This is a genomic window from Sphingomonas sp. PP-CC-3A-396 (assembly GCF_004343105.1).
GTDB lineage: Bacteria > Pseudomonadota > Alphaproteobacteria > Sphingomonadales > Sphingomonadaceae > Sphingomonas.
Genome location: NZ_SLYF01000001.1, coordinates 541,471 through 564,682 on the forward strand (window position 1 = coordinate 541,471; position 23,212 = coordinate 564,682).

The following is a 23,212-nucleotide window of genomic DNA, read 5'->3' on the forward strand; positions in this document are numbered from 1 at the left end:
CGTGTCTCTCCATGTACGTTTTTACAAAAATTACCCCATAATTGCTAATCTGGCGGTTGAACCCAGTCTCACACGTTGTTACGGCGACGTCAGTCAATGGAGTTGAACATGTCCGAAGATACCACCGACCTGAGTGCCGTCGAACTTGCGACAGAGCTGACCATTGCTTGGCTTGGTAATCCGAATACGCGAAGCTCGGCCGATGACGTTCCTACCTTTCTGGGCAGAATGCACGATACGGTCGCCGCGCTGTTGGGTGCTACCACCGAAGCGCCTCCCGTCGAAGCAGCGGCTGAATATACGCCGGCCGTGTCGGCACGAAAGTCGCTGGCATCGAAGGATCACATCATCTCGATGATCGACGGCAAGTCCTACAAGACCTTACGCCGTCATCTGGCGACGCACGGCATGACGCCGGCCGAGTACCGCGAACGCTATGGCCTGAAGCCCGACTATCCGATGGTCGCCGAGAATTATTCGGAAAGCCGTCGTGCGATGGCGAAGAAGATCGGCCTGGGTCGCAAGCCAGGTGCGCGCAAGGCCGAAGCGGCGCCTGCCCCCGCCGCGACCACGCGCAAGCGCAAGACGGATACCGTCGCCGCCGAATAAGCGGCTGCACAGGGCGTAAAACGAAAAGGGGACCGGTGCGCCAAGCACCGGTCCCCTTTTTTTGTCTGCGTCGATTTGTCGGGGGATACCGGCCTATTTGCCGAAGCGGCCCCGCCGGTAGAGCAACGTGATCGCGACGCGGCGGTTACGCGGATCGGCCGCATCCTTGACGATCAGGGGCTCCCGGTCGGCGACGCCTTCGATGCGTTCGAAGCGTGCTTCCGGGGTTCCGCCCGACAGCAATCGGCGGCGGGTCGCCTCGGCACGCCCCGACGATAGCATCCAGTTGTTCATCGCGCGCGGATCGCCGTACGGCACGCTGTCGGTATGGCCCCGGATCATGATCGGGTTCTGCATGCCCTTGATCGACGTGGCGATCATCCCGATCAGGTCGCCCGCCTGCGGATCGAGCGCGGTCGTACCGAGCGCGAACATCGAATAATTCGCATCGTCGACCAGGTCGATCCGCATGCCGTCCTGCGTCGGGACGAAGCGGACGTGGCTCGCGAGCCGCGACAGCTTGGGCGACGCGGCGATCTGGCTCAGCACGCGCTTGCGCATCGATTCGAAGTTCTTGCGATCTTCGCTGGCGAGCGCCTGGCGGTTCTTGATCGTACCCTGCTCGCCGGTACCGGTGGATGCGCCGCCCTTGCCCGCATCTGGCACCGCGATCTGCGGCATGCTCGTCTGCCCGGCCTTCGGACCGATCTTGTTCTTGTCGAGAATCGACTCCCCGCCGAACAGCCCACCGCCACCGATCCCGAGCGAGCGTGTATCTAGCAGCGTCGGCGCGAAGTAATCGGCGATGCCCTTGCGCTGTTTCTCGGTGGTCGCGCCAAGGATCCACAACAGCAAAAAGAACGCCATCATCGCGGTCACGAAATCGGCATAGGCGACCTTCCAGGCGCCGCCGTGATGGCCGCCATGCCCCTCGATATAGATCTTCTTAACGATGATCTTGGGCGGCTGAATGTTGCCATGGGGTGCGCGGGCCATATCGATCGCGCCTTACTTGCCGCGAAGCCCGTCAAAGACTTCAGCGAAGCCCGGCTGGTTCTTGTGCGCGATGCCCGAGCGCGCAGCCTCGATCACCAGCGGCTGCGGATGGCCGTGGAGCGAGGCGATGATGATCTGCTTGACCACGCCGTAGATCGCCGCGTCGGCATCGAGCACCTGGCGCAGCCGGTTGGCGAGCGGCGCGACCATGCCATAGGCGAGCAACACGCCCATGAACGTGCCGACCAGCGCCGAGCCGATCATCGAGCCGAGGATCGACGGCGGCTTGTCGATCGACCCCATCGTCTTCACCACGCCCAGCACCGCGGCGACGATGCCGAGTGCGGGCAGCGCGTCGGCGAGGCTGGTGAGCGTGCCGTGGGCACTTTCTTCCTCGTGATGATGCGTCTTGATCGACTGGTCCATCACCTCCTCGACCGCGTGCACGTCGAGCGTACCCGACGACACCACGACCAGGCGGAGCGTGTCAGCGATCAGGTTGATGAGCGCATGATCCTTCAACAGCTTGGGATATTCGGCGAACACCGCGGAAGACTGCGGGTCCTCGACATGCGGCTCGAGCGCGATCGGCCCGTCCATCCGCAGCATCTTCATCAGCTTGCTGACGAGGAAGATGACGTCGAGATAATCCTGCTTCTTGTATTTCGGGCCCTTGAAGACCTTGCCGAGGCCGCCGCCAAGCGCCTTCAGTTCCTTGCCCGAATTGCCGATGATCAGCGCGCCCGCGGCGGCACCGCCGATGATCAACATCTCGTGCGGGATCGCCTCCAGGACGGGACCGAGCGCGCCGCCGGTGAACGCGAACCCGCCGAACACCATGACGAGAAGGACGACGATGCCGATGACCGGAAACATGCTGCTGGAAAATCCCTCTGGGTCGACGACGGTTAATGCGTAGCCAGAGAATTAACCGGATTTCGTAGCCAACCCGTTACCGCGGCGCGGCGCACGGCAAAAAAACTCCCGGTCGCCGCGGCTCAGCGCAAATAGTCGAACAGCGATAGCGCAGACAGCTTCGAGAAACTCGCCTGTGTCGCGGACAGGACCGTCATGGTCTTTTGCAGCTCGACGACCGCACTGGTGATGTCGGTATCCTCGAGACCAGACCGGGTCGCCTCGCGGTCGGTGCCGACGTCCTTCAGCCGCGACGTCTCGAGATCGACTCGTGCCGCACGCGCGCCGAGCGACGCCTGGACGCTGGTCACCTGATCCGATGCCGCGCTGATGTCGGCCAGCGAACCGTCGAGCGATCCCGGCTTGAAATCATCCGACTGCAACGCGGTGGCGATCGCCGACAGCATCGCCAGCGTGTTCGTGCCGCCCTCGATGCTGCCATCGGCTTTGGTCGCGCCACCGACCGTAAAGATCCGTGCTGCGGGCTCGTTGGCTTGGACGCTTTGGCCATCGCCGATCGGGATGCCCGATACCGGCTTCGCCGCCAACGCGAAGCTGCCGTCGGTGGCGACCGCGGCGGCGCCGTCTCCACCACCGAACAGGGCTTGGCCGCGGGCGTCCTTGGTATTGGCGATCGCCGTGAGCGAGGCGACGATTCCGGCAATCTGTTCGCCGATCGCCTTGCGGTCGACGGCATTGAGCGTGCCGTTCTTCGCCTGGGTCACGAGCGTCACCGCACTCTGCAGCTGATCGGTCATCGCGCTGAGGCTGGTATCGCCTTGTTTGAGCACCGATTCGGCGGTGCCGAGATTGGCCGTATAGACCTTGTCGTTCGCGGTATCGCGCGCGAGCCCCTGTAACCGTTGATAGGCAACACTATCCTGCGACGGCGCGGAGAATCGCTTGGTCGTCGAGATCTGCGTCTGGAGCGAATCGGCCTTCGCCGAGAGCGACGTCATCGCGCTCGCGGAACGATCATAGAAAAGGCTGGTGGCGATCTGCATGGGCGTTACCGGATCTCGAGGATGGTCTGGAACGTGTCGCGTGCGGTCTGGATGACCCGGCTCGATGCCTGATAGGCCTGCTGGAAGCGGAGCAGGTCAACCGCTTCGCTATCGAGATCGACCCCCGACGCCGCCGCCAGCGAACTGACCGCACCATCGCGGATCGCGCTCTGCGCATCGGCAACCGTCTTGCGCTGCTCCAATGCGGCGGCGTTACCGGCAATAAGGTTGGTCGTCCGCGTCTCGAACCCACCGCTGCCGCGCACTGCCTGCAGCGCCGACAGGTTCGACGCATCGCGGATGCTGCCGTTCGCGCTCGCCGCGGCAATACCGCGCGGATCGGTCATCGTGACGGATATATCGGTCGGCGTGGCACCGGTCGTGAACAGCGCGGCCCCGGCCTTGCCGTCGAGGTCCCGCCCCTGCATCTGCACGGCGTTGACCTGCGCGGTGAAATCACTGGCGATCGCGTTCAAACCCTCGCGCGCCGACGCGATCCGTTGCGCCCCGTCGGCGAACCCAGCCAGCGTCCCGCCCGATGGCGACAAGGCCGAGGTGGCGCCGGCACGAGTCACCGCGAACTGCACCGCGCCCTCGTCGTTGCGGGCGAACGATACCTGACCGCTATCGGTGCCAATGACGAACACTGACCCCGCCGCGCCGCCGAGACGCACGGTCGCGCGTCCAAGATCGTCGAACGCGGTGTTGACGTCGGTGAGCGTGCTCATCTGTTCGAGCACTTGATCGCGCTGATCGGCGAGCTGCGCCGCACTCGACGAACCAGGCTGAGTCCTGGCGAGGCCGTCGTTGATCTTGGCCAGCGCGGTTCCAAGCGAATTGAGCGACTGGACTGCCTGCGATGCCGATGCATCGAGTTCGGTCGCCGCAGTATCGAGCGCCTTGCCGGTGGTGGCGAAGGCGGCCGCGGCCGTGCCGGCGGATTCGAGCATGACCGCGCGCGCCGGAACCGATGTAGGGTCGGCGGACAGCGCCTGCGCCGCGCCAAAGAAACTGGTGAGCCGGTCGCCCAGCTTGTTGTCGCCGAGCGACGTTTCGATCCGGCTCATCCAGGTGACGCTGGTTTCGGTCTTGGCGAGATCGGTACCGGCGCTGCGCACTGCCTGCGACCGATAGGCGTCGGCGCTTCGCGCAATGCCCGTGACCGTTACGCCGCTGCCGATCGAGGATGTGCGCGCGTTGATCCCGCCGCTGATCGATCCGACTTCGCCAAGCGTGGTCGTACGCCGGGTATAGCCCGCCGTGCCCGTGTTGGCGATGTTCTCCGACACCGTCGACAGCGCGGTCTGATACGCGCGCACGCCCGAAGCGCCGATCGAAAGGAGATCGCTCATGGCGGTGAGTCTGTCGCGGTCGGGTTAATATCGGATTGAGATTTGGCGAGAAAGTCCGTCATCGCCTTGCCGATGCCGAGCGGCGTGTGCTCGGCCATCGCCTTTGCGGTCAGCCCATCCTGCATGTCGGTGAAGGTATCGATCGCCTTCGAATCGAACAGCGGGTCGCTGAGTTTCGCCTGGCGCATGCTCTTCAGCATCATGCCCGTGAAAACCGCCTCGAACTTCTGGCCGGCCTTGTCGAGATTGTCCTTCGACTTGAGCCGGCTTGTATCGGTCGAGATCCCGGTGGTGGCGCCCGCAGTCGGCGTCGTAGGGGTGGAGATCACGCTCACAGGACGATCAACTCGGCCTTGAGCGCGCCAGCTTCCTTCAGCGCCTCGAGGATCGCGACCAGATCGGCCGGCGAGGCGCCGATCGCGTTGACCGCCTTGACGATGTCGGCAAGCTTGGGGCCGGGTGCGAGCAGGAACATCGGGCGACGCTCCTCCTCCACTGCGACCGCGCTGTTCGGGGTGACGACGGTCTGGCCGCCGCTGAACGGTGCGGGCTGGCTAACCTGCGGCTTCTCGTCGATCCGCACCGTCATCTTGCCGTGCGTGATCGCCGCCGGACCGACCCGGACCGCCGAGTTGATGACGACGGTGCCGGTGCGCGCATTGACGATCACCTTGGCCGACGGTTCGGCGGAGACGACGTCAAGATTCTCGATAGTCGACATCAGCGTGGCCCGGATGTCGGCACCGATCGGTGCACGGACCGCGACGGAGACCGCGTCGATCGCCTGCGCGCTGCCGAAGCCCAGTTTGGAATTGATCGCGCCGGCAACGTTCTGCGCGGTCGTGAAATCAGCACGCGCGAGGTTGAAGGTGAGTGTCGGCGCGCTGTCGAACCCGGTGGCGACCGCACGTTCGACCGTGGCGCCCTCGGGGATGCGGCCGGTCGAGGGCACGTTGACGACGATCTTCGACCCGTCCGCGCCTTCCGCACCGAGCCCGCCAACCGCGAGGTTGCCCTGTGCCATCGCGTAGATCTGGTTATCCGCACCGAGCAGCGGGGTCATGATCAGGCTGCCGCCGCGGAGGCTCTTGGCCTTGCCCATCGACGCGACGGTGATGTCGAGACGCTGGCCGGGCTTGGCGAACGGCGGCAGTTCGGCGGTGATCATGACGACCGCCGCGTTCTTCATGCCCGGGTTCGCGGACGGCGGTAGCTGCAGGCCGAAGCGCGACGCGACGGCCTTTAGCGACTGCACGGTGTATTCGAGATTGTCGTCGCCCGTGCCTGGCAGGCCGACGACGATGCCGTAGCCGGTCAGCTGGTTCGAACGAATACCCTGGAACCCGCCAAGGTCCTTGATCCGGTCGGCCGAGGCCGGCGCGGCGATCAGGAGCGCGGCGAAAAGGGCGAGCAGGAAGCGCATGGTCACGGCCTTAGAATGGGCTGACGACGGAGAAGAAGCGGCCGAGCCACCCCTGGCGGCCGGCGCGGGCGACGTCGCCCTTGCCGGTGTACGAGATCTGCGCGTCGGCGACGCGGGTCGACAGCACGCGGTTGTTCGCGTCGACGTCGGCGGTGCGGACGAGGCCCTTGATCTTCAGGAACTCGTCGCCGCGGTTGAGCGTGACGCGCTTCTGGCCCTGCACCAGCATCGTGCCGTTCGGATAGACCTCGGCGACCGTCACGCTGACTTCGCCCGACAGCGAGTTCGCCTGGTCGGCGGCGCCGGTGCCATTGAAGCTGCGCCCGCCGCTGATCGTCGCATCGGTCTTGCTGAACAGATTGAGCGCGCCGGTAGTGGGCGGTGTGATGCTGCCCGAGCCATTGCTGTCGAGCTTCGAACCCGACGACTTCGATGCGGCGGTCCGCTCGACCAGCACGATCGTCAGCGGATCGCCGACTTTGCGCGCGCGCCAGCCTTCGTACAGCGCGGCATAGCCGTCCTGCGCCTGGAAGATCGATCCGGTCGCGACGACCGGCACCGGCTGGACCGGCAAGGGCCGTGCCACCGAAAAATCCTCGGGCGGAGCCTTTTTGCCAAACAGGCTGGCGTCCACCGGGGAGGCACCAAGTCCGGCGATGACGAGCGTGCCGACCAGCACGACGATTTGAGCGTTGCGCATCACGATCAGATGTTCTGGTTGATGTATTTGAGCATGTCGTCGGTCGCCGAGATCATCTTCGAATTGACCTCGTACGCGCGCTGCGTCTCGATCATGTCGACCAGCTCCTCGACGACGTTGACGTTCGACGCCTCAAGCATCCCCTGCTTGATATTGCCGCGACCATCCTGGCCCGCGACGCCGACATTGGCCGCGCCGCTGGCGGCGGTCTCGACGAGATAATTATCGCCGGTCGCTTGCAGGCCTGCGCCGTTGGGGAAGTTCGCGACCTGGATCTGGCCGAGCTGCGATGCTTCGGTCTGGCCGGGGATGGTCGCCGACACGGTCCCGTCGGAGCCGATCGTGATCGCGGTCGTACCCTCGGGCACGGTGATTCCGGGCTGCACCTGATAGCCTTCGCTGGTGACCAGCAAGCCCTCGGCCGAACGCGAGAAATTACCCGAACGCGTATAGCCGAGCGTACCGCCGGGCATCTGCACCTGAAAATAGCCATCGCCGTCGAGCGCGAGATCGAGGCTGTTTCCGGTCGTCTGCATCGCGCCCTGCGTATCGACGCGCGCGGTGCCCTGGATCTTGACGCCGGTGCCGAGATTGAGCCCGGTCGCATATTTGGTCTCGGACGTGCTCTGCGCACCCGGCGTCGTGACGGTCTGGTACGCGAGCGTCTCGAACGCCGCGCGGTCCTTCTTGAAGCCGGTGGTGTTCACGTTGGCGAGGTTGTTCGAGATGACGCGCATGCGCATGTCCTGGGCGTCGAGCCCGGTGCGCGCGATATGCATGGCTGCGGATGACATTTGTCGGTTCCTTCTAGCTCGGCAGGCGCATCAGCGATGCACCGCTCTCATCCATGTCCTTGGCGTTCTTCATCATGTTCGCCTGGACTTCGTAGCTGCGCTGGTTCTCGATCATGTCGACCAGCGCCTGGGTCATGTTGACGTTCGATCCCTCGATCGCGCCGCCCTGCACCTTCGCGTCGAGATCCTCGGGCAGCGTCCCCCCGCCCTTCACGCGCAGCAGGTTGTCGAGGCCCTTGACGGTTTCCGAGCCCTTGGTGTCGGCGAGCTTGAGCTTGTCGATCACCTGCGGGTTCTTCGCGTCGCCCCCCTGCGGCACGATCGAGATCGTCCCGTCGCCAGCGATCGTCAGCGACTGATAGGGTGGCAGCGTGATCGGCCCCCCCGAGCCGATCACCGGGTGCCCGTCGCCGGTCTGGAGCACGCCCGACGGCGCCACCTCGAGATCGCCGCGACGGGTGTACGCCTCCGAGCCGTCCGACGCCTGCACCGCCAGCCAAGCCGTGGTGCCGGTGATCGCAACGTCGAGCGGACGCCCGGTCAGCTGGATCGCACCGGGTGCGCGGTCCGCGTCGGTCACCTCTTCCGAGGTCGGCGCGCGTGCCTCGATCGTGGTGCCGTCGCCCTTCAGGTTGAGCCGGTCGAACACCACGCGGTCGGCGCGGAATCCGGTGGTCGACGCGTTCGCCATGTTGTTGGCGATCGCTGCCTGCGCCGCCATGTGCGCACGCAGGCCCGTCGCCGCGGTGTAGACCAGCTTGTCCATTCAGGGTCCCCTGCGCGCGCTTGCTTAGCTGCGGATGTTGAAGATGGTCTGCGAGATCTGGCTGGCGGTATCCAAGGCCTTCGAGTTCGCCTGGAAATTGCGCTGCGCCGCGATCAGGTCGACCAGTTCCTCGGTGATATCGACGTTCGATCGCTCGATCGTTCCCGACATCAGATTGCCGAACCCATTGGCGCCCGCCGAACCCAGCTTCGCCTCGCCCGACACGCCGGTCGACGACCAGTTGCTGTTGCCGATCTGCCGCAACCCTTCCGGGTTCGAGAAATTGGCGAGCATCACCTGACCCAGCGCCTGCGTATCGCCGTTCGAGAAGCTCGCCTTGACGATCCCCTTCTCGTCGATCGTCACGCCCTGAATCTGACCGACCGCCTTGCCGTCCTGCGTCCGCGACGTGACGTTGAACGCGCTGGCTTTCTGCGTCGTATCCGCGCCGAACGTGAACGCGATGTTCTGCGGCGTGGCCGAACCGGCGGTGGTGAACTCGTCATACGTGATCGGGCCGGTCGGTGCGGTCATCTTGCCCGCGGAGTCGAATGTCATCGTCGTGCCGGCATTGCCGCCCGACGTCAGCTCCTTGTCGCCGACGAAGCTGTGGACTTCCCAGCTGCTGTTCGGATTGTCCGCGGTCGGCGACGACGTGCGCTTGAAATAATTGGTAAGCGTCATCGCGTTGCCCGACGCGTCATAGACCGTGGTCTGTGCCGACTGGTTGTAGCTCGACGGATCGAAGCGATCGAAGGTCGCGGTGGTCGGCACGGTCGCGCTCGAATTGAGATTGACGCTCAGTGCGACGGCCTTGGTCGGCGCTGCGGTGCCGCTCGTTTCCGGCAGCTGCAGGCTGACCGCGGAATTGAGACCGGTCGCGACGACCGAACCCGACCCATCCACCGGATATACCTGAAGATGGCTGCCGCTCGAATCGACGACGAAGCGGTTGGCGTCGACCAGAAAGCCGCCGTTGCGGGTGAAGTTGACCTGCGACGACGCGCTGTCGGGCTTCACCACGAAGAACCCGTCACCCGACACGGCAAGATCGAGCGCGTTCGACGACTGGATCAGATTGCCCTGCGCGAACTGCTGGCGGTTGCCCTTGACCATGACGCCCGAGCCGATCTGCTGCGACGGCGCGACCGAGACGCTCGACGCGATCACGTCGGCGAAATCGGTGCGGCTCTTCTTGAAGCCGTTGGTCGAGACGTTCGCCAGATTGTGCGAGATCGTCGACATCTCGGTCTGCGATGCCTGGAGACCGGAAAGCGAAGTGTAGAAGGACATGCGTTTGACTCCGTTGAATTAGGGTGCGGTCAGCCGATCTGGCGGACGGCGCTGACCGGCACTTCGCCGATCCCGGGAAGGGTGAGGATGGCGGACCCGGTGGTGGTCGAGACCGACTGGACGGGTGCCCAGACCAGGCTGGTCGCGGCGACCGCGGTGCCGTCGTTCTGCGCGTTGATGCTGACCTTGAACGGGCCGCTGCCGGCGTCGGCCCCGGCGCTGTCCTTGCCGTCCCAGTCATAGCCGACCGTGCCTTTGGCTTGCGCGCCAAGCTGCATCGTCTTGATCGCGACGCCGTTGGCATCGCTGATCGTGACGTTGACGCCGGTTGCCGCACCGCCGAGTTCGACCGATCCCGCAATCCCGCCAGAGCTGCGTCCATAGGCCGTCGACCCTTCGGTCAGCACGGTCTTGCCGACATAGGCGAGCGCATCGCTGGTGCTGGTCGCGCCGAGCTTGTCGGAGATCGCCTTCATCGTCGTGTTCATCTCGGAGATGCCGGCGAGCGAAGAGAACTGCGCCATCTGTGCGACCATCTGCGTGTTGTCGACCGGGTTGAACGGGTCCTGATTCTGCATCTGCGCGGTCATCAGCTTGAGAAAGTCGTTCTGATTCAGCGTCGATGCACTGGCCGCGGTGCTTGTAGTGGCGGTCGTCGAGGTGCGCGTAATGCCCAGACCATTCAGCGTGGAATCGAAGGAAGTTGCCATGATCAGCGGCCTAGCTTGAGGGTATCGATGATGAGCGACTTCGCGGTGTTCATCACTTCGATGTTGTTCTGGTAGCTGCGGGCGGTCTCCATCATGTCGACCATCTCGCGGGTTTCATCGACTGCCGCCTCGAAGATGTTGCCATCCTTGTCGGCCATCGGATTGTCGGGATCGTAGCGCTTGATCGGCGCTTCACCGGCGGTGACGACGCGCTCGACGTCGACCGTGGACATGCCGCTGGCCGCATCGAAGCTGGTGCGGAACACCGGCTTCATCGTCTTGTACGCGGTCTCCGCCGAGCCGGTGGTGCCGCCGGCATTGGCGAGATTCGACGCGGTAGTGTTCATCCGGACGAGCTGCGCGGACATCGCGCGGCCGGCGACCTGGAAAATCGTCATGGGCTGGTTGGACATCTTATTCCCCCTTCAGCGCGCGCGTAATCTGGCCGATCCGCCCGTTCAGGAACGACAGCGTCGTCTGATACTGGACGGCGTTCTCGGCGAACGCGGTCTGCTCCTGGCTCAGCTCGACGGTGTTGCCATCCATCGAGGTCTGTGTCGGCACGCGGTATTTGGTCGCGGCGCTGGTGCTGCCATCGTTCTCGACCGACGCCAGCGCCGACTGGAAGTCGATGTCGCGCGCCTTAAAGCCGGGCGTCGACGCGTTGGCGATGTTCGACGCCAGCACACCCATGCGCTGCGAGCGCACCTCGAGTGCCGCCCCATGAACCCCGAAAAGCGTGTCGCCTGACACAAGCCCGTCTCCCGGCGCAACCATTGCGCAACCGGACATAAGCAATGGCCGTGCCAGTTTTTGGCGCGAGGGTGGCGGATGGCGGTTTGCCGGGTGACGGCAAGCGGGCGGCAAGGCGAGCGGCAAGCGGTTGCCGGTGTTGCAGGGATGGCCGGCAATCGGGTTGCCGGTTAAATCGGTCAAGTCGGCAAACCGAACTCCGACACCCGCCCTATCATGTTTCCCCGCGAAGGCGGGGATCCAGCCTGGGCTCCCGCCTTCGCGGGAGAACAAGGAGAAGAGTGCTGCCGTGCGATGGTTGCGACACCCTTCACCGGAGTGGCGCGCGGGTACCTATCCCAACAGGTCCACCACCCCGGCGAAGGCCGGGGCCCAATTGGAGAGGTTGCAGTAACGAAGAGCGCGCTCAGTGAGCGACGTCCCCCAATTGGGCCCCGGCCTTCGCCGGGGAGGTGCTTTGGTGGAGGGATTGAGAGGCCCACCCGCTCTATCATCCCGGACCTTTTCCCAGGGTCCATTGCTCCGCACACCGGATGCCATCGCCTACGCGGTACGATAGCCGCCGGAACCGATCCGGCATGACGGAGACGCCCAAAACCCAATCCGGCACACCCCTTGCATCACCCCACGCACATGATCACGCTCGCCCAACTTCTCGACCCAGCAGCGCTCGCCATCGTCGGTGGCGGCACCGCGCTGGCGGTCGTCCTCCGCACCCCGTTCCGCGATCTCGGCCGCGCGCTCGTTGCGGTCACGACGCTCGCCCGCGGTCGGTTCGATGCGGACCCGCTGCTTCAGCAGATCACCGCGCTCGCCCGGATCGCCAAGCGCCACGGCGTGATGGCGCTCGATCGCTCGGTCATTGCCGATGCCGACGTCGCCGCCGCGATCGCCGCGATCGTCGATGGAGCCTCGGCGACCGACGTTTCGACGCTCGTCCAGCACCGCCGCCGGGCCCGCATCGAGCGCCACGTCGCCGCCGCCGACGTCTGGGCCGGCGCTGCCGAAGTCGCCCCCGCGATGGGCATGATCGGCACGCTGATCGGCCTTGCCCAGATGTTCGCGACGATGAGCGATCCCGGTGCGATCGGTGGCGCGATGGCGGTTGCGCTGCTCGCCACGCTGTACGGCGCGCTGTTCGCCAATTTGCTCTTCATGCCGATCGCCAACCGGCTGCGTGCGCAAGGGCGCAACGAAGCGTTCGAGCGCGCCCGCATCGAAGCGCCGCTCGTGACGCTCGCCGACCGCGAGACGCCGCGGGGCTATGTCGCGCCAAGCTTGGCACCGACCCTGGCTACCGTGGCATGAACGCTAGCGACTATCCCGATGCGCCGACCGGCAAGTCGCTCTGGCTGATCACGCTCGCCGACCTCGCCTTGTTGCTGGTCGGCTTCCTCGTGCTCCTGCAGGCAACCCAGCACATCGGCGGCAAGGATTTGGCAAAGGGTATCCGCGAAGGCTTTGGCGCCAACGATGCCGAGCCCGCGCCGATGCCTGTTGCCGCCGCCGGGATCCTCGATTTCGCGCCCGGCTCGGCGATCCTGCCGACCACGCCTGGCGCGCTCGTCGCCTGGGCGCGGGAAGCGGCACGCGATCCCCGCGTGATGCTCACGGTTACCGGATCCACCGACGGTACGCCCGCCGATATCGATCGCGTCACAGGTAGCGCCGCGATCCTCGCCGCCGACCGTGCGCGCACCGTCGCCGCCGCGCTCGCCGCGGTCGCGCCGTCGCGCGTAGCGATCGTCACCGCCACCAAACCCGGCCGCCGCGCCGCGATCGTCTCCGTCGCCTTTGTCGGCGAACTCCAAACGGGCCCAGTTCGAAGGACACCGCAATGATCATCCCGTTTCTGCTCATGGCCGCGAGCTTCCAGGATACCGCCGCGCTCGATCGCTCGGTCACCGCGTTTACCGGGCGCCCGATCGGCGCCGAGGGTGGCGCACGCACGCCCGTCGATGTACGGCTGCGGCTCGCGACCTGCCCGACAGTGTCGCTGTCGTGGCGTACCGAACAGCATGATGCGGTCGTCGTCTCGTGCGAAGGGCCATCATGGCGGATCTTCGTGCCCGTGATCCGGCCGGCGAACGCTCCCGCCGCGATTGCCGCGTCGTTCGTGCCCGTGGCCAAGGCCGCGCCGGTCATCAAGCGCGGCGATCCGATCGTGATCGAGGCCGGCACCGAGGGCTTCTCGATCAGCCGCGAAGGCGTCGCGATGGGCGATGCAGCCCCCGGCGGGCGGTTCATGGTCAAGGTCGACGACACCCGCACGCCGGTCCAGGCGATCGCGGTCGACGCCGGTCGCGCGACGCTGCCCGGTTGGTCGAACTGAGCTGGTCGAACTAAATTCGAGCAACAGATTAATTTCGCTAAAGGTTTTCGACGTGCGGCCGTTTCTCCTGATGTCAGCGCAATGTAGAGGATGCGGACATGGTGGACTCGATCGGCGCGAAGCCGTCTGTAGCAGGAGATCGCTCCGTCGTGCGCATCGCCGCCGCGACGCCAACCACGGTCGTTCAGACGCCCGTAAAGGCGCCTGCGCAGGCGCAAACCCCGGTGCCGCCCGAGTCGATCGCGCTGGCGAAGTCGATGGCCTCGTCGCCACCGATCAATGCCTCGCGCGTCGCCGAGATCAAGAAGGCGATCGCCAGTGGCACCTTCCCGATCCTTCCCGCGACCATCGCCGATCGGCTGATGGCGCTCAGCCTGGCCTGGAATTCCAATGAAGCGGCGTGATGCCCTGATCCGCGTGATCGACGCGCTGCATGCCGAGATCGCCGCGCTGAAGTCGAACGACGTCGCCAGCCTCGAGCGCGCGACCGCGGACAAGCTCGCCGGGATCGAACAGGTCGCGCTGCTGGGCACCGGGCCTGCGGGGACCGAGATCCGCGAACTGGCGGACGAAGCGAACCGGCTTAACGAGACGTGCCGGATCTACACCAATTTGATGGCGGCAAATGTCCGCCGCCGCCTGCAAACCTTGACCGGCGACGGTGCAGTTGCCGGGTACCGGCCGGGGTTGAGGGCGGCGTACGCGTAAGTAGCGCGCTTACCCTTCCCCATCTCCGTCATCCTGACGAAAGTCAGGATCCAGGGTAAAGGGGACGGCGCTACATGGCTCTGGATCCTGACTTTCGTCAGGATGACGGCGCTACGGGAACCGAAAACCAAAACTGGCACGCCCCTTGCTCAGTATCCCCTAAACCAGGGGCACCGCACACGGGCATGACCGTCAATCCTATCACTACCGGCCGGATCCAGTCCGCGATCGCGCTTGCGAGCAGCAAGACGGGCGTGGATTTCGACTATCTGCTGGGCCAGGCGAAGCTTGAGAGCGGGCTCAACGCCAACGCCAAGGCCGGCACATCGAGCGCATCGGGCCTCTATCAGTTCATCGAACAGAGCTGGCTTTCCGTGGTCAAGAAGCACGGCGCCGAGCACGGCATGGCGTGGGCTGCGAACAGCATCGGCACATCGTCGAGCGGCCGCCTCTCGGTCGGCGATGCCGGCACCAAGGCTGCGATCCTCGCGCTCCGCAACGATCCGAACGCCGCCTCGCTGATGGCTGCCGAATATGCCTCGGACAACAAGGCGTCGCTCGAAGGCACGTTGAACCGCCCGGCGTCGGGCACCGACCTGTATATGGCGCACTTCATGGGTCTCGGCGGCGCGACCAAATTCCTCAAGACGATGCAGGCCAACCCGCAGGCGAGCGGCGCCGCACTATTTCCGGCCGCGGCACGCGCGAACCACAACGTCTTCTACGATTCGAACAACCAGCCGCGCACGCTGTCGGCGATCTACGACCGGTTCGCCGACAAGCTCGGTGGCGCCGCCGCCGGGGCAAGCGCGACCGCGACGCCCGCCGATTACGCCGCGCAGGCTCTCGACATGGACGGCAGCACGGTCATCACCGGCAACAACGAAAGCGCCGACGACCCGCTGGCCTGGGCAACTACCGCGATGGGCAGGTTCACCGGCAAGACGACGCAGGCCGCCGCCAGCATCCTGCGCCCGACGCCCGACACCGCGCGCCTCGCCTACATGATGCTCGCACGGTTGGGCGGCTAAGCCATGAACCGCATCCTCTCCAACGCCCGCGCGTCGGTCCTGCCGCTCGCGATCCTGCTGCTCGTGCTCGTCATGGTCGTGCCGATCCCGGCGTTCATGCTCGACATCTTCTTCGTAGCGAACATCGCGATCAGCCTCGCGGTGCTGATGGTCGCCTTGAACGCACAGAAGCCGCTCGATTTCTCCGCCTTCCCGACCGTGCTCCTGTTCGCCACGCTGTTCCGTCTCGGCCTCAACGTCGCCTCCACCCGCATCGTGCTGGTCCACGGCCATGAGGGCGAGAGCGCGGCGGGCCACGTCATCGAGGCGTTCGGCACGTTCCTGATCGGCGGCGATTACGTCGTCGGCATCTTCGTCTTCGCGATCCTGATGATCATCAACATGATCGTCGTGACCAAGGGCGCCGGCCGCGTGTCGGAAGTCAGCGCGCGCTTCACACTCGACGCGCTGCCCGGAAAGCAGATGGCGATCGACGCCGACCTGAACGCCGGCCTCATCACCCCCGACGAAGCCAAGGCCCGCCGCGTCGAAGTCTCGACCGAGGCCGATTTCTACGGCTCGATGGACGGCTCGTCGAAGTTCGTGAAGGGCGATGCGGTCGCCGCGATGCTGATCCTCGCCGCCAACATCATCGGCGGCCTGATCCTCGGCCCCGTCAGCCACGGCATGACGATCGCCGATGCGGCGCACAACTACATCCTGCTCGCGATCGGCGACGCGCTCGTCGCGCAGCTGCCGAGCCTGATGCTGTCGATCGCCGCCGCCTCGATCGTCACGCGCGTCACCTCCGACAAGGATCTCGCCGGCCAGATCGGCGGCCAGTTCGGTAGCCCACGCACCTGGACACCGGTCGCGGTCATCCTCGCGCTGCTCGGCATCCTGCCCGGCATGCCGCACATGGTGATCCTGCCGGCAGCGGCCATCGCCGGGTTCGCCGCGTGGAAGCTGCGCCAGATCGAGCGCCGCCCTGCCCCCGTCGTGGTCGTGCCCGTCGAGACGATCGACCAGTCGAAGATCGGCTGGGAGGAAGTTACGGATGGCATGCAGGTCAATCTCGACATCGGCTACGGCCTCGTGCCGCTCGCCGACGAGCGTCGCGGGTCGCCGCTGATGGGGCGGATCACCGGCGTGCGTCGCCAATTGTCGAAGGAACTCGGCTTCGTCGTGCCGCAGGTTCGCGTCCGCGACGACATCAACCTCGCGCCGTACGTGTACCGCATCCTCGTCAACGGCGTCGTCGTCGGCGAGGACACGGTCTCGCCCGACGAGATGCTCGCGCTCGACACGGGGCAGGCGTTCGGCGATCTCTACGGCAAGAAGGTCAAGGATCCGACCTTCGGCCTCGACGCCACCTGGGTCGACGCGGGCGACGCCGATGCCGCGACCGGTGCTGGCTATCTCGTGGTCGATCCCGGCACCGTGATGGCGACGCACCTCAATCACCTTCTCGGCCAGAACGCGTCCGACCTGCTCGGCCAGGACGAAGTGCAGGCGTTGCTCGACGGCCTCAAGGAGCGCGCCGCGCAACTGGTCGCCGCGCTCGCGCCGCTGCCGATCACGACGCTGACGCAAGTCCTGAAAGGCCTGCTCGCGGAGAACGTCCCGCTCAAGGAATTCCGGCGCATCGCCGGCGCGATCGCGGTCGCCGCGCAGCGCACGCAGGATGCCGAGGAGATCATCGAGACTATCCGTCCCGAGCTTGGCGCGCTCATCATCCAGAAACTGTGCGGCGTGCGCGAACCGCTGCGCGTCATGACGTTGGAGGGTCAATTGGAAGGTCTGCTCGGCCAGGCGATGCGCGCCGATCAATCGCGTCGCCACGTCATCGAACCCGATCTCGGCCGCCGCATCGTCGAGGCACTGCAACGCGCCGCCGAACCGCTGATCGCCGAGGCGAAACCGTTCGCGCTGGTCGTCCAGCCGACCATCCGCATCGCCATCCGCAAGCTGGTGCGGACGTGCCTGCCCGATACGCCGGTGATGTCGTTCTTCGAGGTGCCCGAGGAGAAGGCGGTCGAAGTCGTCGCAGTCATTGGTGCCTCGCAGCAGGCGCTCGCAGCGTGAGCGCGCTCCCGATGCACGGCGCCTTCGCAGACGCCCAGCCTTTGACGTACCGCCCGCATCAACGCCCCGGCGGCGACGCCGACCAGTTGGTGAAACAGCACCTCCCGCTGGTCCGCCGGATCGCCTGGCACGTCCACGGCAGCATGAGCAGCAGCGTCGAGGTCGAGGATCTGATCCAGGTCGGCCTGGTCGCGCTGGTCGAGGCCGCCGCGAATTTCGACGAGCGCGGCATGCCGTTCAAGACCTACCTCATCACGCGCCTGCGCGGCAGCATGATCGACGAACTCCGCCGCCAGGCCACGTCGACGCGAGGCGCGATGCGTCGCCGTCGCCAGTACGCCGAGGCGATCTCGACGCTCACCGCCCGCACGGGCAAGGCTCCCGGAGAAGACATGATCGCAGAGCATATCGGCGTGACGATCGAGAAACTCCGCACCGACTACGTCACCGCCGACGCGATCCGCTTCGACTCGATCGACGACATGTATTCGGACGACTTGCCGTGGTTCGCCGACGACACGCCCGATGCGTTCGAGCAGCTCGCCGACAGCGACATGCGCGAAGCCCTGATCAAGGCGATCACCGCGCTCCCCGAACGCGAAGCGCAAGTGATCCAGCTCTATTACGTCGAGGAACTCAACCTCGAAGAGATCGGTGAAGTGTTCGGCGTCGGCTCGGCACGCGTCTGCCAGATCAAGGCATCAGCGCACGCAAAATTGAAGAAGGCGCTAGCTCGCGCGGTTTGAAGACCGGTGCGTTAGATTTCGGGCTGGGCGCGCATGTCATCGTCGCGGTGGGGATGGGAAACGCGCGTGCGCGGGATGCCGTCGTGAAGCGTCGCGGTAGGAGCACCCAGAATCGTCAATCGCGCGCGTAGGCTCGCACGCAGGAAGATCGTCTCCGCCGCAAGAAAGCGCCGCGGCGTCGTGCCGAGGAATGTCCCGGAATCGCGCAGAAAGTGCGATGCATCGAAATAGCTGCTGTCGATCTTGGAATAATCGCCGAGCCCTTCGTCCCTGATCAAGCCGATGAACGATCGCAGGAACCGCGCACGGCGCAGCAACATCTTGGGTGGCATGCCAAAATACCGTGTCGCCACGCGTCGCAGTTCGTGCGTCGGCACGCCCAGCCGATCGGCGACATCCTTCATCTCGATCACGCCATCGGTGATCGTCAGCGCGGTGAACGCGCGGATCAACGGCTCACGCGGATTCTGGACCGCGAACAGCGGCGCGAGCATGTCGTCGAGCAGCGGCTTGATCGACGCTTCGTCGTCGAGCACGTCGAGCCCCTCGCGCAGCCGCTCGACGAAGTCCGCCCCAAGCAGCGTGCTCGCCGGGACGATCCGATTGTGAAAATCGCTGGCATGCCGCTGCGTCATACGCGCCCAGCCGAGCGCACTGATACCAATCCCCACCGCGATCCCGCCATGCGTCACGGTGCGGAACGCACGACTGGTCGGTCCATAGAGACTGACGGGATCGAGCGGTCCGAACCGATGATTGCCCAGCGATACGGTGATCGGGCCGGCATCGAGCACGATCGAGAGCATTGGCGGCGACGGCAGATACCAGTTGACCATCGCGTCGCGACTTTCGGCCGCATAGATCGCGTAGCCGGTGATGCATTCGGCAAGCGTCCGGTCGGGCGCGGCATAGCGGACATGAAGCCCGGCCGGCATGTCCAACGCCGATGCGGACAGGCCCCGCGCCTGCGTTCCGCCACCAAATTGTTCTGCCTTCATTCATCAGGCCTTAACATAGATTGTGGTGCCTTATCGTGCGCGGTTCGCACAGTGCAACGCGACTGGCAATTAAAACACGCGGATCAGGCACTTGCCGGTAAGATTTTGGATAAATCCGGCACTTCCCCACCTTCCATGAGATCATCAATGAAGGAGGATCACCATGACTTCAGCGCGGTAGATCCCCTCTATGCGGCAGGTGCGAAAGATTAGATACGCTATCGTTTCGATACTACCGCTTGCCCCTTCGCGATATCCCCGCCCCCACTGCTTGCATGTGCCGCCCTGACCTCGCGGTGCTGCCGCGGAAAAAGGCTTGCCCGATGTAAAGCGCCGCGCTGCGCGACGAACCGGTTTAGAAGCCTGCGGCGGTAAGTTGCGATCGCAGGTTGAGCCGCTCGCGTTCGGAAATCGGCGGGAGTGCACGCGCGGATTTTCCCTTGCGCAGGCGTTCGCGGTCGGCCTCGCTCGGTTCGACACGACGCACGCGCACGGCGGCGGGACCGGCGGACCGCACGCCGAGACCGACCGCGGCACCGCGCGAAAGGTCGATGATCCGCGCACGGCCGACAAACGGACCGCGATCGTTGATCCGCACGATGATCCGTCGCCCGGTATCAAGCGCGGTCACCTCGACATAAGTCGGCAGCGGCAGCGTCGTATGCGCAGCCGTTATCCAATCCGCGCGAAAGCGTTCACCGCTTGCGGTTCGGTTGCCCGACTCCGTTCCGTACCAACTGGCATAACCGAGCACGTCGTAGTGCGGGTCGACGACCGGCACATAGGTAGTGCCCTTGACGCGGTAAGCCGCGCCCAGCCTGACGGCGCTGTCGCTGACCGGTCGGAACGTACCGCCAGCGCATCCCGTCATCACGAACGACAAGCCTGCAACGAACAGCGTGGATCTTGAAAACTTCGGCATGTCGGATCCCGTCGGGTCGGCGCGTGTGGAACGGGGCGTGTGAACAGTACCGCGGCGGCGATGCGGTGCCCCGGCCATCAACGCCGCTGATAGAAGATATGAGAATCGACCGTCGCGACCTTGACGAGCGACGCGCGCCAATAGGGCACCATCCAGTCGGTATGATAGTGCGTTGCCCGACCGACCGGCGCGTAGACATACCCGCTCAGGGCGCGACGCGCAGCGCGTCTGGCCTGGTCCCAGCCGTCATGTTCGGGCCTGCGCACTTGCGAGCCATCGCAGGAGAACGAGAACTGGCATCCGGTCTTGCGGTTCGCGCCCTGGTACACGACGCCGCAGACGGTCTTGGGGAAGCCCGCCGCCCCGACGCGGTTGAGCACGACCTGGATCACAGCGCGCTGTCCGTCACGATCGTCACCGGCTTCGTACAGCGCCACGGTCGCAAGACATTCGGTCGCCTGTTCGCGTGCCGCAGGGCCACCTTTGAAACGAAACCGCGTCGCAGAACGACGCTTTGCCACCGCAATCGGGACCAGCGCGTTGGACGCGCGGGCCTGCGCCATCGTCAGGCGTTGGGGACGCCGTAGATCGATCGTCGCCGCGGGCCAGGGCAGGTCGGTCAACGTGCCGAAGATCGCCGCGGCCACCACCGCGACCCCGAGCAACAGCAGCCATTGTTCCGACGACGCGCCTTGCCGCGATCCCCGAGCCCGCGAGTGCGAGGATTGCGCGCGTCGCTTCGTCATCCCGTCCCTGTACCGGGGAAGAGAGTTCAGGCCAACGGGGAAGCCATGGAGCACCTGTCATCGCGCGAGACTCGGACGGGCTGAAGCCGCCGAACCTCGACGGTCCGACGACGATCGCGGTGCCGGGCCGGGCTAGGCCAGGGCTGAAGCGTCAGTGGCTCGATCGTTTCCCAGACCGTGGTGTTCGCCAATTGCACCGCGCCAGTCCGCTTCGCCGCCGTCCAAGGGTTCGACGCGACACGGGTCGATTTGGTGCTGTCGTGAGGCCAGACCGCGAACCGGTCGTCTGGGCGATGACCCCGGTTCGACGAACGCCGCGGCTCCCGGTCGCCGTCCGCACCTCGACAGCGCCGCCACGGCGCACCACATTGTGGTCAACGGAGTGCCGCCATGACCAGCTATCGCAAGACAGAAGACGCCGTTGCCGCGCTGACACCGGAACAATACCGGGTCACGCAGGAGAATGCGACCGAGCGCCCCGGTTCCGGCGCGCTCCTGCATGTGAAGGACGCGGGGATCTATGTCGACATCGTGTCGGGCGAGCCGTTGTTCGCCAGCACCGACAAATATGATTCCGGCTGCGGCTGGCCCAGCTTCACCCGACCGATCGAGACTGCCAACGTCACGGCCAAACGCGACTGGTCGATGCTGATCCCCCGTACCGAAGTGCGCTCGGCGCATGGCGACAGCCATCTCGGCCATGTCTTCAAGGACGGCCCGCGCAGTCGCGGTGGCTTGCGCTACTGCATCAATTCGGCGGCACTGCGTTTCGTCCCGCGGGGCGAGATGGCCGCCAAAGGCTATGCCGCGTATCTCGATCAGGTCGAGGATGTGCCGGCCAAAACCGAGCGCGCGGTTCTTGCCGGCGGATGCTTCTGGGGCATGCAGGATCTGATCCGTGCGCAGCCCGGTGTCGTCTCGACGCGTGTCGGCTATTCCGGCGGGGAGGTCGCCAACGCGACGTATCGCCATCACGGCAACCATGCCGAGGCGATCGAGATCGTCTTCGATCCGGCGCGCACCGACTTTCGGATGCTGCTCGAATTCTTCTTCCAGATCCACGATCCGACCACGGTCAACCGGCAGGGCAATGATCGCGGTGCCAGCTACCGGTCCGCGATCTTCTATACCGACGACGCCCAGAAGGCGGTGGCGCAGGATACGATCGCCGATGTCGAGGCGTCGGGGCTATGGCCCGGCAAGGTCGTGACCGAACTCTCGCCGGTGGGCGATTTCTGGGAGGCCGAGCCCGAGCATCAGGACTATCTCGAGCGCAAGCCGAATGGCTATACCTGCCATTTCGTCCGCCCGAACTGGAAGCTGCCGCGCCGCGCCGAAGCGGCATAAGTTACGTCAGTCCACCTCGCGACGGCATGCCGGTCAACGGTATGATTGCCAGGGATGGCGATGTCCGCGTCGCAGTTGGCGCATGTCACGGGCTCACCAACGCTACCGGGTTGATATCCTCAAAACGTATAGCCGAGCCCTAGCGTCCCTAGCCATTGGTCGCGCGATCCGGCGATGGCGACGAGCGGGCTGTGCGCGATCGAGCCTCCCATGCGGCCATAGGTGCCGCCTGCGACCAGCTTGACGCCGTGCAGCAAATCGCCGGTGAGCGAATAGCTGCCGATTGCGCCGAGCGTCCAGTTCTTGAGGCCACCGCGGGCCGTGTAGACGGGGAGTCCACTCGTCGCGCTCTGCGCTGCGGACACGCTGTAATAGGTCTGCGCATAGCCGCGTTCGACGATGTCGGCGGAGGCGAACAGGCCGATCGCGGCCTTGAGCGACAGCGGCGTGACATAGGTGATGCCGGGGCTCCAGATGCCGCTGTCATGAACCCCACTGACGTCGTGGCGATAGCCGAGCGTCACCGACAGCGTGTCGTACGAGCTGCTCAGTACACCGGTCTTGCCGAGGCCGACATAGCCGCCAAGTTCGACCGCGACGTCAAGCTTGCCGAGTGCGCGCACGCGGCGGTCGTCGATGCTGCCGAGGGCGCTACGGTTGAAATTGAGCTGTGCGATCGGTCCGGCCTGGACGTCCCAGACCGGACCCGGCGCGTTCTTGATCAGGTCGACGCTCAGCTGGTTGCCGGCCAGGACGAAGCCATAGCCCTTGATCGTCCCGATCGCGGCGGGTGCCGGGCTGATCCGATAGTCGTTGGAGCCCTCGTAATCGGGGAGTGCCGCGACCCCGACACCGACGGTCACGGTATCGCGGTACGGATCGGCGGGTGCATCCTGCGCATGGGCGGGTAGCGTGGTGAACGCCGCCAATGTGCTGCCGAGGATGAGCGACAGAGTTCGGATATAGGGCATGAGAAGGTCCTTGGTTCAAATGTGATCGGCGC

The 23,212-nt window shown here is 65.4% G+C and carries 27 protein-coding genes; 10 read left to right on the forward strand and 17 right to left on the reverse strand.

Translation table 11 applies throughout. The annotated features are described in order from the left end of the window. The first annotated feature begins 108 nt into the window (after positions 1–108). Positions 109–609, forward strand: coding sequence for a MucR family transcriptional regulator (locus tag C8J40_RS02440; protein WP_132895619.1), 501 nt, complete (start codon positions 109–111; stop codon positions 607–609). 93 nt (positions 610–702) lie between these two features. Here C8J40_RS02440 and C8J40_RS02445 read toward each other — a convergent pair whose 3' ends face one another. The 13 genes from C8J40_RS02445 to C8J40_RS02505 all read right to left on the reverse strand — a co-directional run bounded on the left by C8J40_RS02445 (position 703) and on the right by C8J40_RS02505 (position 11,315). Beyond that, complete coding sequence (locus C8J40_RS02445; RefSeq protein ID WP_132895620.1) at positions 703–1,605, reverse strand: flagellar motor protein MotB; 903 nt, start codon at positions 1,603–1,605, stop codon at positions 703–705. A gap of 12 nt (positions 1,606–1,617) precedes the next feature. Further along, complete coding sequence (motA, locus tag C8J40_RS02450) at positions 1,618–2,481, reverse strand: flagellar motor stator protein MotA (RefSeq protein ID WP_132736518.1); 864 nt, start codon at positions 2,479–2,481, stop codon at positions 1,618–1,620. A 122-nt stretch (positions 2,482–2,603) separates the two neighbouring features. Further along, positions 2,604–3,524 (reverse strand): flagellin, encoded by a 921-nt coding sequence (locus tag C8J40_RS02455; RefSeq protein ID WP_132895621.1) that lies wholly within the window; start codon positions 3,522–3,524, stop codon positions 2,604–2,606. A gap of 5 nt (positions 3,525–3,529) precedes the next feature. Further along, on the reverse strand, positions 3,530–4,876 hold the full coding sequence (gene flgK / locus C8J40_RS02460; RefSeq protein WP_132895622.1) for a flagellar hook-associated protein FlgK: 1,347 nt from the start codon (positions 4,874–4,876) through the stop codon (positions 3,530–3,532). After that, positions 4,873–5,205 carry a rod-binding protein gene (locus C8J40_RS02465; RefSeq protein WP_132736942.1) on the reverse strand — a complete coding sequence of 111 codons (333 nt, stop codon included), beginning with the start codon at positions 5,203–5,205 and terminating at the stop codon, positions 4,873–4,875. Before C8J40_RS02465 ends, flgK begins: the two co-directional genes overlap by 4 nt. Positions 5,206–5,207: 2 nt before the next feature. After that, positions 5,208–6,299 (reverse strand): flagellar basal body P-ring protein FlgI, encoded by a 1,092-nt coding sequence (locus C8J40_RS02470; protein ID WP_207894129.1) that lies wholly within the window; start codon positions 6,297–6,299, stop codon positions 5,208–5,210. Between the two features lie 10 nt (positions 6,300–6,309). Continuing rightward, positions 6,310–6,999 carry a flagellar basal body L-ring protein FlgH gene (locus tag C8J40_RS02475; protein WP_132736528.1) on the reverse strand — a complete coding sequence of 230 codons (690 nt, stop codon included), beginning with the start codon at positions 6,997–6,999 and terminating at the stop codon, positions 6,310–6,312. A gap of 5 nt (positions 7,000–7,004) precedes the next feature. Next, complete coding sequence (gene flgG / locus C8J40_RS02480; protein WP_132736530.1) at positions 7,005–7,793, reverse strand: flagellar basal-body rod protein FlgG; 789 nt, start codon at positions 7,791–7,793, stop codon at positions 7,005–7,007. 13 nt (positions 7,794–7,806) lie between these two features. Beyond that, entirely contained in the window at positions 7,807–8,559 is a 753-nt protein-coding gene (flgF, locus tag C8J40_RS02485) for a flagellar basal-body rod protein FlgF (protein ID WP_132895623.1), read from the reverse strand. Between the two features lie 24 nt (positions 8,560–8,583). Then, the gene (locus C8J40_RS02490; RefSeq protein WP_132736535.1) at positions 8,584–9,852 is read right to left on the reverse strand and encodes a flagellar hook protein FlgE; all 1,269 of its coding nucleotides are present in this window, start codon (positions 9,850–9,852) and stop codon (positions 8,584–8,586) included. Positions 9,853–9,881: 29 nt separating this feature from the next. Beyond that, the gene (locus tag C8J40_RS02495) at positions 9,882–10,562 is read right to left on the reverse strand and encodes a flagellar hook capping FlgD N-terminal domain-containing protein (protein WP_132736538.1); all 681 of its coding nucleotides are present in this window, start codon (positions 10,560–10,562) and stop codon (positions 9,882–9,884) included. A 2-nt stretch (positions 10,563–10,564) separates the two neighbouring features. Continuing rightward, positions 10,565–10,975, reverse strand: coding sequence for a flagellar basal body rod protein FlgC (flgC, locus tag C8J40_RS02500; protein ID WP_132895624.1), 411 nt, complete (start codon positions 10,973–10,975; stop codon positions 10,565–10,567). 1 nt (position 10,976) lies between these two features. Then, a complete protein-coding gene (locus C8J40_RS02505; protein ID WP_277983067.1) occupies positions 10,977–11,315 on the reverse strand; it encodes a flagellar basal body protein in 339 nt (112 codons plus the stop codon). A 633-nt stretch (positions 11,316–11,948) separates the two neighbouring features. Between C8J40_RS02505 and C8J40_RS02510 the strand changes: the two genes are divergently transcribed. The 8 genes from C8J40_RS02510 (at position 11,949) to C8J40_RS02545 (ending at position 18,196) form a co-directional block, all read left to right on the forward strand. Continuing rightward, a complete protein-coding gene (locus tag C8J40_RS02510; RefSeq protein WP_132895846.1) occupies positions 11,949–12,623 on the forward strand; it encodes a MotA/TolQ/ExbB proton channel family protein in 675 nt (224 codons plus the stop codon). Then, on the forward strand, positions 12,620–13,156 hold the full coding sequence (locus tag C8J40_RS02515; RefSeq protein WP_132736545.1) for a hypothetical protein: 537 nt from the start codon (positions 12,620–12,622) through the stop codon (positions 13,154–13,156). Before C8J40_RS02510 ends, C8J40_RS02515 begins: the two co-directional genes overlap by 4 nt. Next, the gene (locus C8J40_RS02520; protein ID WP_132895625.1) at positions 13,153–13,647 is read left to right on the forward strand and encodes a flagella basal body P-ring formation protein FlgA; all 495 of its coding nucleotides are present in this window, start codon (positions 13,153–13,155) and stop codon (positions 13,645–13,647) included. Before C8J40_RS02515 ends, C8J40_RS02520 begins: the two co-directional genes overlap by 4 nt. 98 nt (positions 13,648–13,745) lie before the next feature. After that, positions 13,746–14,051, forward strand: coding sequence for a flagellar biosynthesis anti-sigma factor FlgM (gene flgM, locus C8J40_RS02525; RefSeq protein ID WP_132895626.1), 306 nt, complete (start codon positions 13,746–13,748; stop codon positions 14,049–14,051). Then, positions 14,038–14,355 (forward strand): hypothetical protein, encoded by a 318-nt coding sequence (locus C8J40_RS02530; RefSeq protein ID WP_055881695.1) that lies wholly within the window; start codon positions 14,038–14,040, stop codon positions 14,353–14,355. The genes flgM and C8J40_RS02530 overlap by 14 nt, the downstream gene beginning before the upstream one ends. Before the next feature lie 185 nt (positions 14,356–14,540). After that, positions 14,541–15,386: a lytic transglycosylase domain-containing protein gene (locus tag C8J40_RS02535; protein ID WP_132895627.1), complete on the forward strand. Its 846-nt coding sequence runs from the start codon at positions 14,541–14,543 to the stop codon at positions 15,384–15,386. 3 nt (positions 15,387–15,389) lie between these two features. Next, positions 15,390–17,450 (forward strand): flagellar biosynthesis protein FlhA, encoded by a 2,061-nt coding sequence (gene flhA, locus C8J40_RS02540; protein ID WP_132895628.1) that lies wholly within the window; start codon positions 15,390–15,392, stop codon positions 17,448–17,450. Beyond that, a complete protein-coding gene (locus C8J40_RS02545) occupies positions 17,447–18,196 on the forward strand; it encodes a FliA/WhiG family RNA polymerase sigma factor (RefSeq protein WP_132895629.1) in 750 nt (249 codons plus the stop codon). Before flhA ends, C8J40_RS02545 begins: the two co-directional genes overlap by 4 nt. 11 nt (positions 18,197–18,207) lie before the next feature. Here C8J40_RS02545 and C8J40_RS02550 read toward each other — a convergent pair whose 3' ends face one another. The 3 genes from C8J40_RS02550 to C8J40_RS02560 all read right to left on the reverse strand — a co-directional run bounded on the left by C8J40_RS02550 (position 18,208) and on the right by C8J40_RS02560 (position 20,862). Next, positions 18,208–19,194 (reverse strand): helix-turn-helix domain-containing protein, encoded by a 987-nt coding sequence (locus C8J40_RS02550; RefSeq protein WP_132736561.1) that lies wholly within the window; start codon positions 19,192–19,194, stop codon positions 18,208–18,210. A gap of 355 nt (positions 19,195–19,549) precedes the next feature. Then, complete coding sequence (locus C8J40_RS02555; protein ID WP_132895630.1) at positions 19,550–20,116, reverse strand: septal ring lytic transglycosylase RlpA family protein; 567 nt, start codon at positions 20,114–20,116, stop codon at positions 19,550–19,552. Between the two features lie 77 nt (positions 20,117–20,193). Next, positions 20,194–20,862, reverse strand: a complete 669-nt coding sequence (locus C8J40_RS02560) for a cell wall hydrolase (protein WP_132895631.1) — start codon at positions 20,860–20,862, stop codon at positions 20,194–20,196. A 390-nt stretch (positions 20,863–21,252) separates the two neighbouring features. On the opposite strand from C8J40_RS02560, the gene C8J40_RS02565 reads away from it, so the two are divergent. Then, the gene (locus tag C8J40_RS02565; protein ID WP_132895632.1) at positions 21,253–22,209 is read left to right on the forward strand and encodes a bifunctional methionine sulfoxide reductase B/A protein; all 957 of its coding nucleotides are present in this window, start codon (positions 21,253–21,255) and stop codon (positions 22,207–22,209) included. Positions 22,210–22,328: 119 nt separating this feature from the next. Here C8J40_RS02565 and C8J40_RS02570 read toward each other — a convergent pair whose 3' ends face one another. After that, positions 22,329–23,180: a MipA/OmpV family protein gene (locus tag C8J40_RS02570; protein ID WP_132895633.1), complete on the reverse strand. Its 852-nt coding sequence runs from the start codon at positions 23,178–23,180 to the stop codon at positions 22,329–22,331. Positions 23,181–23,212 lie beyond the last annotated feature (32 nt).

Coding starts and splice junctions, on each gene's coding strand:
- C8J40_RS02440 (WP_132895619.1), top strand. CDS start 109: ATGTCCGAAGATACCACCGACCTGAGTGCCGTCGAACTTGCGACAGAG.
- C8J40_RS02445 (WP_132895620.1), bottom strand. CDS start 1,605: ATGGCCCGCGCACCCCATGGCAACATTCAGCCGCCCAAGATCATCGTT.
- motA (WP_132736518.1), bottom strand. CDS start 2,481: ATGTTTCCGGTCATCGGCATCGTCGTCCTTCTCGTCATGGTGTTCGGC.
- C8J40_RS02455 (WP_132895621.1), bottom strand. CDS start 3,524: ATGCAGATCGCCACCAGCCTTTTCTATGATCGTTCCGCGAGCGCGATG.
- flgK (WP_132895622.1), bottom strand. CDS start 4,876: ATGAGCGATCTCCTTTCGATCGGCGCTTCGGGCGTGCGCGCGTATCAG.
- C8J40_RS02470 (WP_207894129.1), bottom strand. CDS start 6,299: ATGCGCTTCCTGCTCGCCCTTTTCGCCGCGCTCCTGATCGCCGCGCCG.
- C8J40_RS02475 (WP_132736528.1), bottom strand. CDS start 6,999: ATGCGCAACGCTCAAATCGTCGTGCTGGTCGGCACGCTCGTCATCGCC.
- flgG (WP_132736530.1), bottom strand. CDS start 7,793: ATGTCATCCGCAGCCATGCATATCGCGCGCACCGGGCTCGACGCCCAG.
- flgF (WP_132895623.1), bottom strand. CDS start 8,559: ATGGACAAGCTGGTCTACACCGCGGCGACGGGCCTGCGTGCGCACATG.
- C8J40_RS02490 (WP_132736535.1), bottom strand. CDS start 9,852: ATGTCCTTCTACACTTCGCTTTCCGGTCTCCAGGCATCGCAGACCGAG.
- C8J40_RS02495 (WP_132736538.1), bottom strand. CDS start 10,562: ATGGCAACTTCCTTCGATTCCACGCTGAATGGTCTGGGCATTACGCGC.
- flgC (WP_132895624.1), bottom strand. CDS start 10,975: ATGTCCAACCAGCCCATGACGATTTTCCAGGTCGCCGGCCGCGCGATG.
- C8J40_RS02510 (WP_132895846.1), top strand. CDS start 11,949: ATGATCACGCTCGCCCAACTTCTCGACCCAGCAGCGCTCGCCATCGTC.
- C8J40_RS02515 (WP_132736545.1), top strand. CDS start 12,620: ATGAACGCTAGCGACTATCCCGATGCGCCGACCGGCAAGTCGCTCTGG.
- C8J40_RS02520 (WP_132895625.1), top strand. CDS start 13,153: ATGATCATCCCGTTTCTGCTCATGGCCGCGAGCTTCCAGGATACCGCC.
- flgM (WP_132895626.1), top strand. CDS start 13,746: ATGGTGGACTCGATCGGCGCGAAGCCGTCTGTAGCAGGAGATCGCTCC.
- C8J40_RS02530 (WP_055881695.1), top strand. CDS start 14,038: ATGAAGCGGCGTGATGCCCTGATCCGCGTGATCGACGCGCTGCATGCC.
- C8J40_RS02535 (WP_132895627.1), top strand. CDS start 14,541: ATGACCGTCAATCCTATCACTACCGGCCGGATCCAGTCCGCGATCGCG.
- flhA (WP_132895628.1), top strand. CDS start 15,390: ATGAACCGCATCCTCTCCAACGCCCGCGCGTCGGTCCTGCCGCTCGCG.
- C8J40_RS02550 (WP_132736561.1), bottom strand. CDS start 19,194: ATGAAGGCAGAACAATTTGGTGGCGGAACGCAGGCGCGGGGCCTGTCC.
- C8J40_RS02555 (WP_132895630.1), bottom strand. CDS start 20,116: ATGCCGAAGTTTTCAAGATCCACGCTGTTCGTTGCAGGCTTGTCGTTC.
- C8J40_RS02560 (WP_132895631.1), bottom strand. CDS start 20,862: ATGACGAAGCGACGCGCGCAATCCTCGCACTCGCGGGCTCGGGGATCG.
- C8J40_RS02565 (WP_132895632.1), top strand. CDS start 21,253: ATGACCAGCTATCGCAAGACAGAAGACGCCGTTGCCGCGCTGACACCG.
- C8J40_RS02570 (WP_132895633.1), bottom strand. CDS start 23,180: ATGCCCTATATCCGAACTCTGTCGCTCATCCTCGGCAGCACATTGGCG.